This window comes from Streptomyces sp. NBC_00523 (genome assembly GCF_036346615.1).
Lineage (GTDB): Bacteria > Actinomycetota > Actinomycetes > Streptomycetales > Streptomycetaceae > Streptomyces.
The window spans coordinates 2,439,456-2,452,983 of record NZ_CP107836.1; the positions used below are offsets into that span (position 1 = coordinate 2,439,456).

At 72.6% G+C, this 13,528-nt stretch carries 12 protein-coding genes; 2 read left to right on the forward strand and 10 right to left on the reverse strand.

The window, feature by feature from the left end; all coding sequences use genetic code 11:
• The first annotated feature begins 107 nt into the window (after positions 1-107).
• Positions 108-1,136 carry an aspartate-semialdehyde dehydrogenase gene (locus OHS17_RS11025; RefSeq protein ID WP_330312010.1) on the forward strand — a complete coding sequence of 343 codons (1,029 nt, stop codon included), beginning with the start codon at positions 108-110 and terminating at the stop codon, positions 1,134-1,136.
• Between the two features lie 49 nt (positions 1,137-1,185).
• Here the strand turns inward: OHS17_RS11025 and OHS17_RS11030 are convergent, their stop codons facing one another.
• The gene (locus tag OHS17_RS11030) at positions 1,186-1,701 is read right to left on the reverse strand and encodes a DUF1203 domain-containing protein (protein WP_330312011.1); all 516 of its coding nucleotides are present in this window, start codon (positions 1,699-1,701) and stop codon (positions 1,186-1,188) included.
• Between the two features lie 114 nt (positions 1,702-1,815).
• Between OHS17_RS11030 and pepN the strand changes: the two genes are divergently transcribed.
• On the forward strand, positions 1,816-4,392 hold the full coding sequence (gene pepN, locus OHS17_RS11035; RefSeq protein ID WP_330312012.1) for an aminopeptidase N: 2,577 nt from the start codon (positions 1,816-1,818) through the stop codon (positions 4,390-4,392).
• A gap of 65 nt (positions 4,393-4,457) precedes the next feature.
• On the opposite strand, the gene OHS17_RS11040 is transcribed toward pepN, so the two are convergent.
• The 9 genes from OHS17_RS11040 to OHS17_RS11080 all read right to left on the reverse strand — a co-directional run bounded on the left by OHS17_RS11040 (position 4,458) and on the right by OHS17_RS11080 (position 13,486).
• A complete protein-coding gene (locus OHS17_RS11040) occupies positions 4,458-6,089 on the reverse strand; it encodes a fused response regulator/phosphatase (protein WP_330312013.1) in 1,632 nt (543 codons plus the stop codon).
• The gene (locus tag OHS17_RS11045; protein WP_330312014.1) at positions 6,086-7,870 is read right to left on the reverse strand and encodes a sensor histidine kinase; all 1,785 of its coding nucleotides are present in this window, start codon (positions 7,868-7,870) and stop codon (positions 6,086-6,088) included. The genes OHS17_RS11040 and OHS17_RS11045 overlap by 4 nt, the downstream gene beginning before the upstream one ends.
• Positions 7,867-9,066, reverse strand: coding sequence for an ATP-binding SpoIIE family protein phosphatase (locus OHS17_RS11050; RefSeq protein ID WP_330312015.1), 1,200 nt, complete (start codon positions 9,064-9,066; stop codon positions 7,867-7,869). The genes OHS17_RS11045 and OHS17_RS11050 overlap by 4 nt, the downstream gene beginning before the upstream one ends.
• Positions 9,054-9,479, reverse strand: a complete 426-nt coding sequence (locus tag OHS17_RS11055; RefSeq protein ID WP_330312016.1) for an anti-sigma regulatory factor — start codon at positions 9,477-9,479, stop codon at positions 9,054-9,056. Before OHS17_RS11055 ends, OHS17_RS11050 begins: the two co-directional genes overlap by 13 nt.
• Positions 9,476-9,853 (reverse strand): STAS domain-containing protein, encoded by a 378-nt coding sequence (locus tag OHS17_RS11060; RefSeq protein ID WP_330312017.1) that lies wholly within the window; start codon positions 9,851-9,853, stop codon positions 9,476-9,478. Before OHS17_RS11060 ends, OHS17_RS11055 begins: the two co-directional genes overlap by 4 nt.
• Positions 9,850-10,695, reverse strand: a complete 846-nt coding sequence (locus OHS17_RS11065; protein WP_330312018.1) for an STAS domain-containing protein — start codon at positions 10,693-10,695, stop codon at positions 9,850-9,852. Before OHS17_RS11065 ends, OHS17_RS11060 begins: the two co-directional genes overlap by 4 nt.
• Positions 10,696-10,990: 295 nt before the next feature.
• Positions 10,991-12,130 carry an allantoicase gene (gene alc / locus OHS17_RS11070; protein WP_330312019.1) on the reverse strand — a complete coding sequence of 380 codons (1,140 nt, stop codon included), beginning with the start codon at positions 12,128-12,130 and terminating at the stop codon, positions 10,991-10,993.
• A 59-nt stretch (positions 12,131-12,189) separates the two neighbouring features.
• Positions 12,190-13,128, reverse strand: a complete 939-nt coding sequence (locus OHS17_RS11075; protein WP_330312020.1) for a LysR family transcriptional regulator — start codon at positions 13,126-13,128, stop codon at positions 12,190-12,192.
• Positions 13,129-13,255: 127 nt separating this feature from the next.
• Positions 13,256-13,486 (reverse strand): hypothetical protein, encoded by a 231-nt coding sequence (locus tag OHS17_RS11080; protein ID WP_026171913.1) that lies wholly within the window; start codon positions 13,484-13,486, stop codon positions 13,256-13,258.
• Positions 13,487-13,528: the final 42 nt, after the last annotated feature.

Below are 13,528 nucleotides of genomic sequence, written 5' to 3' on the forward strand. Positions count from 1 at the left end.
TGCGCGCCACTCGTCCGCAGGTCGGACAATGGATTGGACAAGGCGGCCGTGGACATACGCATCATGGAGCGGCAACCGTGCCCGTTCGTACGTCTGAGGGAGTTCCTGTGAAGGTCGGAATCGTCGGCGCCACCGGTCAGGTCGGCACAGTCATGCGCAGCATCCTGGCCGAGCGGAAGTTCCCGGCCGACGAGCTGCGGCTGTTCGCCTCCGCGCGCTCGGCGGGCTCCGTCATCGAGTGGCAGGGACGCGGGATCACCGTCGAGGACGCCTCCACGGCCGACTACACGGGCCTGGACATCGTGCTGTTCTCGGCCGGTGGCGCGACCTCGAAGGCGCTCGCCGAGAAGGTCGCCTCGCAGGGCGCCGTCGTGATCGACAACTCCTCCGCCTGGCGCAAGGACCCCCAGGTCCCGCTGGTCGTCTCCGAGGTCAACCCGCACGCGATCGCGGACCGCCCCAAGGGCATCATCGCCAACCCGAACTGCACCACGATGGCCGCGATGCCCGTGCTGCGCCCGCTGCACGAGGAGGCGGGGCTCGAAGCGCTGACCGTCGCCACGTACCAGGCGGTCTCCGGCTCCGGTCTCGCCGGGGTCGCCGAGCTGCACGGCCAGGCGTCCAAGGTCGTCGCCGACGCGGACAAGCTCACGCACGACGGCTCGGCCGTGGACTTCCCGGAGCCGGGTGTCTACAAGCGCCCCATCGCCTTCAACGTGCTGCCGCTGGCCGGGTCCATCGTGGACGACGGCTCCTTCGAGACGGACGAGGAGCAGAAGCTCCGCAACGAGTCCCGGAAGATCCTGGAGATCCCGGAGCTGAAGGTCTCCGGCACCTGTGTCCGCGTCCCGGTCTTCTCCGGCCACTCGCTCCAGGTCAACGCCCGCTTCGCCCGGCCGGTGTCGGTGGAGCGCGCGTACGAGCTGCTGAAGGACGCGCCGGGCGTCGAGCTGTCCGAGATCCCGACGCCGCTGCAGGCCGCGGGCAAGGACGCGTCGTACGTGGGGCGCATCCGCAACGACGAGACCGCGGAGAACGGTCTCGCGCTGTTCGTCTCCAACGACAACCTGCGCAAGGGCGCGGCGCTGAACGCGGTCCAGATCGCGGAGCTCGTCGCAGCGGAGCTTGCCGGCTGAAGCCGGGGTGCCGTGGGGTTCGGGGGCGCTGCCCCCGGACCCCCGCTCCTCAATCGCCGGAGGGGCTTGATCCACGCACCTCGAAGTGCCAGCAGCCGTACTCCACCGCGCGTACGTGCACCAGTGCCACCGCCGGGTCCGCGAAGGCCTCCGTGAACGCCTCGTCGTACCCGCGCTCCTCGTCCTCGGGGATCTCCAGGAGGCGGCCGCCCACGATGTGGCCGTCCGCGTCGTAGCGGCGCACGGTGCGCAGGGCGCCCGCGCGGGAGAACGGGTAGCCCGTCCGGCCGGGCTCCGGCCCCTCGCACTCCTCGGCGTGGATGAAGACCGGACCCTGCTCGTCGTACGCCCCCGGGCGGGCCCAGGTCGCCGAGGCCCAGCGGCGCAGCGGGGCGTAGGAGACGAGGGCGATGCGCTCCCCCGGTTCGCTGCCGCGCAGGCAGCACCGGAGCGGGTCGCCGGCCTCGGTGGCGGTGTACGGGACGCAGGGGCGGCCGGCGTCGTCGGTCTCCCGGAGTTCCTTCAGCGCGTCCGGTTCGATCGCGCGTGCCTCGTAAGTGGTCATGGTCCCGAGCGTGCCGCGCCGGAACGTGCCGGTCCGGCGGAAAACGGACATCGCCCTGAGTGTGGGTCCCGTGGAAGTATGGCGGGAAACATCACAGAGCAAGGAGATGACCGCGTGCCTGGCACGAATCTGACCCGCGAAGAGGCACAGGAGCGGGCGCGCCTGCTGACCGTGGACGCGTACGAGATCGATCTCGACCTCTCCGGAGCGCAGGAGGGCGGGACCTACCGGTCCGTCACCGTCGTGCGTTTCGACTCCGCCGAAGCCGGTGCGGAGACCTTCATCGACCTGGTCGCCCCCGCGGTGCACGAGGTCGAGCTGAACGGCAGGGCGCTGGACGTCGCGGCGGTGTTCCGCGACTCGCGCATCACGCTGCCGCACCTGCAGGCCGGGGCCAACGAGCTGAAGGTCGTCGCGGACTGCGCGTACACCAACACCGGCGAGGGCCTGCACCGCTTCGTCGACCCGGTCGACCAGCAGGCGTACCTCTACACCCAGTTCGAGGTGCCGGACGCGCGCCGCGTCTTCGCGAGCTTCGAGCAGCCCGACCTGAAGGCGACCTTCCGGTTCACCGTGAAGGCCCCGTCCGGCTGGACCGTGATCTCCAACTCGCCGACGCCGGAGCCGAAGGACGACGTCTGGTCGTTCGAGCCGACGCCGCGTATCTCCTCGTACATCACCGCGCTGATCGTCGGCCCGTACCACTCGGTGCACAGCAGCTACGAGAAGGACGGCCGGACCGTCCCGCTGGGCATCTACTGCCGGCCCTCGCTCGCCGAGTACCTGGACGCGGACGCGATCTTCGACGTGACCCGGCTGGGCTTCGACTGGTTCCAGGAGAAGTTCGACTACGCCTACCCGTTCGCCAAGTACGACCAGCTCTTCGTCCCGGAGTTCAACGCGGGCGCGATGGAGAACGCCGGCGCGGTCACCATCCGCGACCAGTACGTCTTCCGGTCGAAGGTGACGGACGCGGCGTACGAGACGCGCGCCGAGACCATCCTGCACGAGCTGGCCCACATGTGGTTCGGCGACCTCGTCACGATGGAGTGGTGGAACGACCTCTGGCTGAACGAGTCGTTCGCCACGTACACCTCGATCGCCTGCCTGGCGTACGCCGAGGGCTCGGGGTGGCCGCACTCCTGGACCACGTTCGCCAACTCCATGAAGACGTGGGCCTACCGGCAGGACCAGCTGCCGTCGACCCACCCGATCATGGCCGACATCCGCGACCTGGACGACGTCCTGGTCAACTTCGACGGCATCACGTACGCCAAGGGCGCCTCGGTCCTGAAGCAGCTGGTGGCGTACGTCGGCATGGACGAGTTCTTCAAGGGCGTCCAGGCGTACTTCAAGGCGCACGCCTTCGGCAACACGCGCCTGGCCGACCTGCTGGGCGCGCTGGAGGAGACCTCCGGCCGCGACCTGAAGACCTGGTCGAAGGCGTGGCTGGAGACGGCCGGGATCAACATCCTGCGCCCGGAGATCGAGACCGACGAGAACGGTCACGTCACCTCGTTCACCGTGCTCCAGGAGGCGCCCGCGCTGCCCGCCGGCGCCAAGGGCGAGCCGACGCTGCGCCCGCACCGGATCGCCATCGGCTGCTACGACCTCGACGCCGAGGGCAAGCTGGTGCGCACGGACCGGATCGAGCTGGACGTCGACGGCGAGCGCACCACCGTGCCGTTCCCGGCCGGAACCGCGCGCCCGGCCGTCATCCTGCTCAACGACGACGACCTGTCGTACGCGAAGGTCCGCCTGGACGAGGAGTCGCTGCGGGTCGTCACCGAGCACCTGGGCGACTTCACCGAGTCGCTGCCGCGCGCCCTGTGCTGGGCGTCCGCCTGGGACATGACCCGCGACGGCGAGCTGGCCACCCGCGACTACCTCTCCCTGGTCCTCTCGGGGATCGGCAAGGAGTCGGACATCGGCGTCGTGCAGTCGCTGCACCGCCAGGTCAAGACCGCGATCGACCTGTACGCGACGCCGCAGTGGCGCGAGGCGGGCCTGACGCAGTGGACCGACGCGACGCTCGCGCACCTGCGCGCGGCGCAGCCGGGCAGCGACCACCAGCTGGCCTGGGCGCGCGCCTTCGCGGCCACCGCGCGCACCCCGCAGCAGCTGGACCTGCTCCGCTCGCTGCTCGACGGCGCCGAGGCGATCGAGGGTTTGGCCGTGGACACCGAGCTGCGCTGGGCGTTCGTCCAGCGGCTCGCCGCCACCGGGCTCATCGACGAGGAGGAGATCGACGCCGAGTACGCGCGGGACCGGACGGCGGCGGGCGAGCGCCACGCGGCCTCCGCCCGTGCGGCGCGGCCCAGCGAGGAGGCGAAGGCCGAGGCGTGGGCGTCGGTCGTGGAGTCCGACAAGCTGCCGAACTCGCTCCAGGAGGCGGTCATCGCCGGCTTCGTGCAGACGGACCAGCGCGAGCTGCTGGCCCCGTACACGGAGAAGTTCTTCGCCTCGGTGAAGGGCGTCTGGGACTCTCGGAGCCACGAGATGGCCCAGCAGGTCGCGATCGGCCTGTACCCGGCGCTCCAGGTCTCGCAGGAGACCCTGGACGCCACGGACGCCTGGCTGGCCTCGGCCGAGCCGGGCGCGGGTCTGCGCCGGCTGATGTCGGAGTCCCGCTCGGGCGTGGAGCGCGCCCTGCGGGCCCGTACGGCGGACGCGGCGGCCGCGACCGCGTGACGTGAACGGCACCGAGGGGGCGTCCCACGGCGGGGCGCCCCCTCGGTGACGCCACCCGGCCGGGTTCAGTCGAGGCGGGCGGCGAGGAGGGCGATGTCGTCCGTCTTGCCCTGGCCGAAGGAGGCCAGCAGCCGGTCGCACAGCTCCTCGATCCCGGACGGCGCCCGGGAGAGGGTGTCGCTCAGCTTCCGCAGGCTCGTGTCCAGGTCCTCGCCGACCACCTCGATCAGGCCGTCCGTGACCAGCAGCAGCGTGGAGCCCTCCGGCACGTCGTGGGTGACGGGTGGCGGGTGCGGGAGGTTGAGCCCCAGGAGGGGACCGTGCTCGGTCAGGTAGCGGGTGGTCCCGTCCGGGTGCCGGAGCAGGGGCGGGATGTGGCCGGCGTTGGCCACCTGGATGCGGCGCCCCCCGGGTTCGACGAGGACGAGGCAGACCGTGACCGTCATGGACGGGCGCAGGCGCACCAGCAGCGCGTCGAGGTTCTTCAGCAGGGACTGCGGGTCGTGGCCCTCGATGGCGTACGCGCGCAGGGCGTGCCGCACCTCACCCATGATCATGGCGGCCTTGAGCGAGTGTCCCGCCACGTCCCCGATGGCGAGCAGCAGGCCGTCCGGGGTGCGGATGGCCTCGTAGAAATCGCCGCCGATCTCGGCGTCGTCGGCGGCCGGTTCGTAGCGCACGGCCAGGTCCACCCCGGGCACCTCGGGCAGCCGATCGGGCAGGAAGGTGCGCTGGAGGGTGAGCACGAGCGCGTGCTCCTCGCTGCGGATGCGCAGCGCTTCGAGGGCCAGCGCACCCGCCTGGGCCAGCTGCGAGAGCAGTTCGCGGTCGTCGGCACCGGTGAGCGCCTCGGCCCCGACGGCGAAGGCGACGGGCGGCCGGCCCCGCTTGGTGCGGGCGAGCACGAGGGCGACGTCTCCGGGGAAGACGTCCGCGCAGTCGTCCTCGCGGCAGGTGAGGGCCCGCCACTCGGCGCCGGTCAGGACGGCGGGCTCCGTCCCGGTCCGGTCGCCGAGGGCCTTCTCGGTGAGGAGGTCCAGCAGCCGCTCGTCCGGCTGGGCCGTGCCGGTCCGGGCGCCGCTGGGATCGGGCGCGGCGGCCAGGTGCAGCACGCGGTTGTCGGGGCTGAGGCCGATGGCGACGGCGGGCGACTCCATCAGCGTCGCGGCCCCGGCCGCCGCGGCGGAGGTGAACGCCTCCCCGTCCTTCGCCGCGTAGACGGCCAGGGTGCTTCGGTTGAGGGCGGCGACGCGGATGGCGAGGCGCTCGGCACGGCGGCGGGCGCGGGCGTAGCGCAGCGCGGCGGTGACGGTGGCCAGCAGCTCGTCCGGGGCGATCGGTTCGGTGAGATAGGCGTCGGCGCCCCGGTGGAGGCCCTGCGTCCGGTCGCTCAGCTCGATCGCGGTCGCCGAGACGTGGATGACGGGCAGCGAGGCGGTGCGCGGGTCGGCCTTGATCTGCTCGCACACCTCGAAGCCGCTCATGTCGGGCAGCTTGACGTCCACGACGGCGAGTTCGGGCAGCTCGCCGTCGGGAGCGGCGGCGAGCAGGGCCAGCCCCTCCGTGCCGTCGGCGGCCTCCACGACGGTGTGGCCCGCCCGGCGCAGCCAGCTGCCGACGATGTAGCGGTTCGTCTCGTTGTCGTCCAGCACGAGCACCGTCGCCGCGGCACCGTCCCGGTGTTGTTGCGTGGTCATGCGGGGCCCTCCTCCCGGCGGGCAGGCTCGGCGTCGGAGGAGCCCGCGAGTGCGGCGGCCAGCTCGGGAAGACTCAGCGTCCCCTTGTCCAGGACCGCCCGCGCGTGGGTGAGCCGGTCCCGGTCGAGGTCGCCGGGGGGCGTCGAGGTGAGCACGACGACCGGTACGGCGGCGAGCGCCGGGTCGGCGGCGAGTTCCGCCAGTACGCCGTACCCGTCGAGGTCGGGCAGGTGCAGGTCGAGGAGGACGGCGTCCGGGCGTTCGCGGCGCACCGTTTCGCTCGCCCGTCCGCCCTCGGCCACCTCGACGACCCTCCCGGCCAGCCGGTCGAGCAGTGGCCGGATCGATGCCCGGAAGGAGTCGTCGTCGTCCACGGTGACCAGGACGGCCACGACGGGCGTCGTCGGCTCGTCCGGGCCGGCCTGGGCGGCGGGCCGCCCGTCGGCCGGCAGCATCACGGTGACCACGGTGCCGGAACCGGGCTCACTGGTCAGTTCGAGTCTGCCGCCCAGGAGTTCGGTGAGGCGGCGGGCGTAGGGCAGGCCGAGGCCGGTGCCGCTGCGTCCGCGCTGGTGGAGGCCGCGTACCTGGTAGAACTCCTCGAAGATCTGCTGCTGTTCCTCCTCCGGGATGCCGATCCCGGTGTCCGACACGGTGAAGACGACCCGGTCGCGTCCGTCCGCCCGGTCCGCCGCCACGTCGAGGCGCACGGTCCCCGAGGGCGTGAACTTCAAGGCGTTCGACAGGAGGTTGCGCAGGACACGGATGAGCATGACCTCGTCGCTGACGATGCTCAGACCGGACTCGGCCACGATCAGTTCGGCGGCGCCCGGGGACTCGAATCCGCGCAGGGTGCCGCGCAGCTGACCGAGAGCGGCGCGCAGGTCCACCGGCGCCCAGTGAGGTTCCAGGCGGCCGGACTCGGCCTTGGCGACGTCGAGGAGTTCGTCGACCAGGGCGAGCAGGGTGGCGCCCGACGCCGAGATGAGGCCGATCTGCCGGCGCTGCTCCTCGTCCAGCCGCTCCCCGTCGAATTCGAGCAGCAGGCGGGCCAGGCCGACGACCGAGTTGACCGGGGTGCGCAGCTCGTGGCTGACGTTGGCCCAGAACCTGGTCTTGGCCTCGCTGGCCTCGCGCAGCAGGCGGGACTTTTCCTCCAGCTCCGCGTAGAGGGCCACGACGCCCCGGTTGGTCTCCTCCAGTTCCTCGGACAGCTCGGAGTAGAGCGCCACGACGCCCCGGTTGGTCTCCTCCAGCTCGTCGTTCAGGCGGCGCAGCTCCTCGCGCTGGGCCCGGGACTCGACGAGCGCGGCGATCAGGTCGCTGGTCTGCGCCCGGCTGTCGTCGGGCACCCCGGCCTCCGTGTGGGCCAGGACGGCTTCGCGCACCTGCTCGATCGCCTCGGCCGCCCTGCCGTCCGAGGTGAGCGGCTGCTCGACGGTCACCGTGTGCTCGGACGGGGTGTAGTGCACGGCCACGAGCCGGGAGGCGGCCTGGACGGCCTCGCCACCGAGGTCCCGGTCCTCCGTCCAGTCCATGCCGACGAGCAGGAGCGGCAGCGGGCGGCGGGTCACCCCGAAGGCGACGGTCAGCCCGTCGGAGCCCAGGAGATCCCGGCCCAGCTCGCTCAGCGCGGTGGCGAGCCGGATCTGGTCCTGCTTCTCCACCCCGAGCGCCTCGGCGGCCGACTTGCCGCTGCGGCGCAGCAGGAAGACATCCTGCTCCGTGGTGAGGGGGAAGGACACGAGCGGGTCTGCGCCGAGCGCCGTGAAGCTGTTCACCAGCATCCTTTCGCCACCACGACGCCGGCGTCGTCCCGGCGCACGCCCGCTTCGCGCAGCAGCTGGGCGGCGGCGACGAGGGGGGTTCGTTCGAGGAAACCGGGCATCGACTCCGCCCGCCAGCGTTCCGTGAGGCCGTCGGAGTGCATGATCACCGCGCTGTTCCCGGGCAGTTCCTGTCGTACGGTCCGCAGGGTCGGCAGCTGGTGGCCCACGATGCCGGGCGCCGACGGCAGGGAGCGGCGGGTGCCGGTCGCGGGATCGACCACGAAGGTGCTCACATTGCCGACTCCGCAGAAGGCCAGGGTGCCGGTGCTCGGCTCGACGCGGACGACGGCGACGGCACCGCCCCGGCCGCCGCGCAGGGCCTGGTGGATGTGCTTCATGATCGCTTCGGGCTGCTCGGCCCGGGTCTCGCGGAACGCGGCCACCGCGGCCTGGGCCGCGCGCCCGGCGAGGGGCCCGTGGCCCAGGCCGTCGCAGAGGAGTACCAGGAGGGCCTGCCCGCCGGGCCCGGCTTCCCCCCGGCCGGGTACGGGGCCGGCGGTCCCCGGCTGCCGGTAGCCGGTCAGCTGCGCCCAGCCGAGGGTCTCGTCCCTCGCGGGGCGGGTGTCCCGGGCCGGGCGCGGCGCGGACGCCTGCTCCGCGAGGTGGTTGCCGGGGACGCGGCGGGCGGCCCAGGCGTCCCCGCAGATCTCTTCCCCGGTGATCGTCCTGGTCAGGCCCTCGACCACGGGGCGGCCCAGGGCGGCCATCCGGCCAGCCGCCTCCCGCTGCCAGAACCGGGCGGTCAGCACGGTGCCCCGGCCGGGCAGGGAGTGCAGGTCGAAGGAGTCGGCGAGGCGGGAGATGGTGCCGAGGCCGATCCCGAGGGTGCCGGCGGTGGAGGTGCCGTCGGAGAGGGCGTGTGCGATGTCCGCCATGCCGGGCCCCTCGTCCAGGGTGACGAATTCGAGCCCCGCGTCGCTGGGCGTCCGTACGGCGCGCAGCAGGAAGGAGCCCTCCACGGCGTGCCTGCGCAGGTTGGTGGCCGCCTCGCTGACCGCGAGGGCGACCTCTGCGCAGCGCTGCTCGTCGAGGCCGATGCGCCGGCCGAGCGCCAGGGCGGCGACCCGGGCCGCCGCGGGCAGTGCTTCCTGGTCCCGGAGCCAGACCACGTCTTCGGCATCCAGAACGGGATGGGTCAGCGTGCCCATTTGGTCACCGCGACCTGGGTCCCGCTGCCCGGCTCCGTGTCCAGCACGAAGTCGTCGACCAGCCGGCGCGCCCCGCTCAGCCCGAGGCCGAGCCCGCCGCCGGACGTCCAGCCGTCGGTCAGGGCCTGCTCGATGTCGGGGATGCCGGGACCGGAGTCCTCGAAGACCGCGGTCACCCCGGTCCTGCCGTCGCGGCGCACCAGGCCCGCGCGCATGACCCCGCCGCCGCCGTACACCAGGGTGTTGCGGGCCAGTTCGCTCGCGGCGGTGACGAGCTTGGTCTGGTCGACCAGGGAGAGCTTGCAGCGCTGGGCGAGCGTGCGCACCAGCTGCCGGGCCCGGACCACGTCGTCGTTGCTGGATATCGGCACGGTCTCGTGCTCGGCGTCGGGGACGACCGGGGAGGTATTCATCGTCCGGCCGGACTGGCATCGCCGCGCCGGGCCAGGATCTCCAGTCCCTTCTCCAGGGTGAGGGCCGTGCGCACGCCGCCGAGGGAGAGGCCCAGTTCCACCAGGGTGATGGCGACGGCGGGCCGCATGCCGACGACGACGGTCTGCGCGTCAAGCAGTCGGGAGATGGAGGCCGTGGTCGCGAGCATGCGGCCCACGAAGGAGTCGACGATCTCCACGGCGGTGATGTCGATGACCACACCGGTGGCGCCGGACTCCACGATCCGGGCCGCGAGGTCGTCCTGGAGCTGAAGGACGACCTGGTCCTCCAGCTCGACCTGGATGGAGACGAGGAGGACGTCTCCGATCTTCAGTACGGGTACGCGCTCGCTCACGCCGGGCCGCCGGTCTTGCCGAGGTCCGTGCCGGTCCGGCGCAGCGCGTGCTTGAGCGCGTCGGCCAACGTCGACTTGGTCACGATGTCCCCGAACTGGATGCCGAGCGCGACGATCGTCTGGGCGATCTGGGGGCGGATGCCGGAGATGATGCAGTCGGCGCCCATCAGCCGGGCGGCCACCACCGTCTTGAGCAGGTGCTGGGCCACCTCGGTGTCCACGGCGGGAACGCCGGTGATGTCGATGATGGCCTGGTCGGAGCCGGTGTCGACGAGGGCCTGGAGAAGCTTCTCCATCACCACCTGGGTGCGGGCCGAGTCGAGGGTGCCGACCAGCGGTACGGCGACCACGCCCTCCCACAGCTTCACCACAGGAGTGGACAGCTCCATGAGCTGCTCGGCCTGCGCGCTGATGACCTCTTCGCGGGTCTTCGCGTACACCTCGAGAGTGAAGAGTCCGAGGGCGTCGATCAGCTTGCTGAGCTGGAGGTAGGACCGGACGTCGTCGGCCGGGGTGTCCTCGGTGGGCGCGAGGACGTCCTTGGCGGCGAGGACGCTGGTGGCGGTCTCGGTCGGGGTGAATCCCTGGCGGGCACGCGCCCGGGAGAGCTCGGCGAGCAGCGCGCGCAGCTCCCCGTAGGCGTCGCCCCGCCAGTCGAGGCCGTCTCCGCGCAGGCCCTGGACCAGGGCCGCGTAGAGGTCGCGCAGCTCCCGCTCCAGTTCGGCGAGCGAGATGCGCCCGCGCAGCGTGCGGGCGACCGTCTCCACCCAGGCTCCGCCGAGCGATTCCTGCTGCGTCGAGAGCAGTTCGGCCAACCTGGCCGATATTTCCTGTTTCGTCACCGACTTGGCTCCCTCTGCCTCAGGCCCTTGGCTGTGATCCCTCGCAGCGTATGCCATCACTCGAACACTTCTGGTGCCGCACGGAAGTGGCGAACAGCACCGGCCCGGGAGGCGGTCCGGGCCGGGCGAAAGGGGCCGGGGAGACAGGTAGACGAAGGCACGAACACCCCTCTGCCCGTTCACCGGGCCTTCACACCCAGAAATTCTCCGCCGGGCGTCGGCGGGAGCGGGGCACATGGAAACCGCCCGGCGGACAGGCGCTGAAGCGCAGCCGTCCGCCGGGCGGGGCGGGGGGTTACGAGGCGGACGCCTCGTAACGGGCCCTGAGGTCCGCCGCGCCGGACTCCGTCAGGGAGCCGTGCAGGCGCATCCTCGCGACGCCGCCGTCGGGGAAGGCGTCGAGCCGTACGTGGGTGACGACGGCCTCGTCCGGCAGCGGGAAGCGGTGCAGGGTGTCGGGCTGGAGGCGGGTGCGCGGGATGATCTCGAACCACTCGCCGCTCTCGCCGTCCCGGCCCTGCAGGGCGATCCAGCCGGCCGCGTTGCCCTTGAGGTAGGCGGTGTCGATCTCGACCGCGCGGACGGCGCCCTGGGCGGGCAGCCGGAAGCGCACCCAGTCGTTGGTGTCGCGGACCCGGCGGCGGCGGTTCTCCCAGCCGTCGTCCATCTTGCGCGAGGTGCCGGGCAGGATGATCTGCGTCGGCGAGGAGTAGAACCGGTCCGAGGCGTCCTCGTAACTGCCGCCGTTCAGGACCGAGATCAGGTCGAACGTATCGAGCGTGGCCAGCCAGGACGGGTCGGGGACGACCTCGCCGTGCACGCGAAGGCGGGCGATGCCGCCGTCGGGGTGCTGGCAGAGGCGGATGTGGGTGCAGCGGCGTCCGCCGGTGATCTCGAAGCCGTTGGCGGCGTGGCCGCGCACGGGCGTCGGGGGGACGATCTCCTCCCACTTCACGTCGTCGGCGAGCAGTTGTTCCGGGCCGGGCGCGCCCTCGACACAGGTGGCCTGGACGGAGACGCGCTGCGGGTAGTTGCCGCGGAAGTGGGCGGTGTCCACGACGATGCCGCGGATGATGCCGGGGGCGCCGAGCCGGATCAGCGCCCAGTCGTGCTCGTCGGGGGCCGGGAAGGGGTGCTCCGCGTCGGCGCCGCGGCGGCGGCGGGTCTCCCAGCCGTCCATGATCTTGCCCTTGTGACCGAAGTGCTCGGGGTCGAAGACCGCGCGCTCCCGGACGAGCAGGTTCTCGCGCTGGGCGAAGAACTCGTCGTTGGCGGCGATCACGCCCGCGCCGAGCCGCCGGTCGGCGAGGTCCACGAGGTCGGTGAAGGGGAGGTCGGCTGCGCGGTAGTCGGCGTAGGGGTCACCGCCGCCGTACGGGGCCGCGTCGTTGGCGTGGGGGTCGTCGTTCCGGATCTCATTCTGTTCGGTGGTCATGCGTTCACTGTCGTATGCCGGAAGCCGGTAGGTCCATCGAAAGTTTCCGCATGGATCGTTCAGCTTTGCTGAACGGTCGCGCTGTCCCCGTACGGTTCCGCCGCCTCGCGGAGCGCCGCGAGAACCCGGGCCACCGCCGGGGCCTCCTCTCCCCCGCGCCGGACGGCGGCGACCACATGGCGGCGCGGCCGGTCCGCGTCGAGCACCCGCATCACCACGCCCTCCCGCCCGTGCCGTTCCGCCGAGGCCATGCGCGGGACCAGGGCGACCCCCAGACCGGCGGCGACCATGGCGAGGATCGCGGTCCAGCCCGACGCGCTGTGCGCCTGCTCGGGTACGAAGCCCGCCGCCCGGCACGCGGAGACGGTGATCTCCGACCAGGGGCCCGAACCGCCGTAGATCCAGGGCTCGGCGGACAGGTCGGCGAGGCGCAGCCCGGGCGCGTCCGCGAGGCGGTGGCCGGCCGGGAGCGCCACGTCGAGCGGGTCGGCGAGCAGCGGCAGGACGGCGAACCGGGGGTCGCGGGCCGTCGGGGCCTCGGCGGCCAGCGACAGGGCGAGGTCGACCTCGGCGGCGGCGAGCAGTTCGTACGCCTGGGCGGCCTCCGCCTCGCGCACCCGGACCTCGGGGCCGGGGCGCGGGTCGGCGCGCAGCCGCTGCACGGCCGGGACGACGAGGGCGGGCACGGCGGTGGCGAACGCGGCGACCCGGACCTCGCCCGCCTCGCCGCGCAGATAGCCGGTCAGTTCGGCGTCGGCGCGCTCGAGTTGGGCGAAGACCGCCTCGGCGTGGCGCAGGACGAGATGGGCGGCGTCGGTGAGGCGGACGCGCCGGCCCTGGGCCTCCAGGAGGGGCACGCCGAGCTGCTTGGCCAGGTTGGAGAGCTGCTGCGAGACCGCCGAGGGGGTCATCAGCAGGGCGTCGGCGGTCGCGGTGACCGTGCCCCGGTCGCGCAGGGTGCGCAGGATGCGGAGCTTCTTGACGTCCCACTCGGTCATGGGCGCAACCTACCGGTGCGCCCGGGTCCGGACATGCGTGTGCGCCGCGCGGTAGTGGCTACCGTGCGACGCACCCGTGCCGTGCGGGGCGGGACCGGGGCGGGGCCCCGGTCGCCGGGCAGGTGGGTCAGACCTGCTTCTTGGACTTGTCGAGCACCATGACCAGGCCCGCGATGACGCCGAAGAGCACGAGGGGCGCCAGGACGAACAGACCGAGCGTGTCGATCACGCTCAGGCCGGTACCCGGGTCGTCGCCGTCGTCGCGGGTGAGCGCGAGCGCGGGGGACGACATCAGCAGCATCATCAGCGTCGTTCCGGCGGCGACGGCGCCGGCGCGCATAGCGTTCTTCTTGTCCACGGTGCAAACGTAGCGAACGCCCGCGCGGGCCGCGCGCCCGGG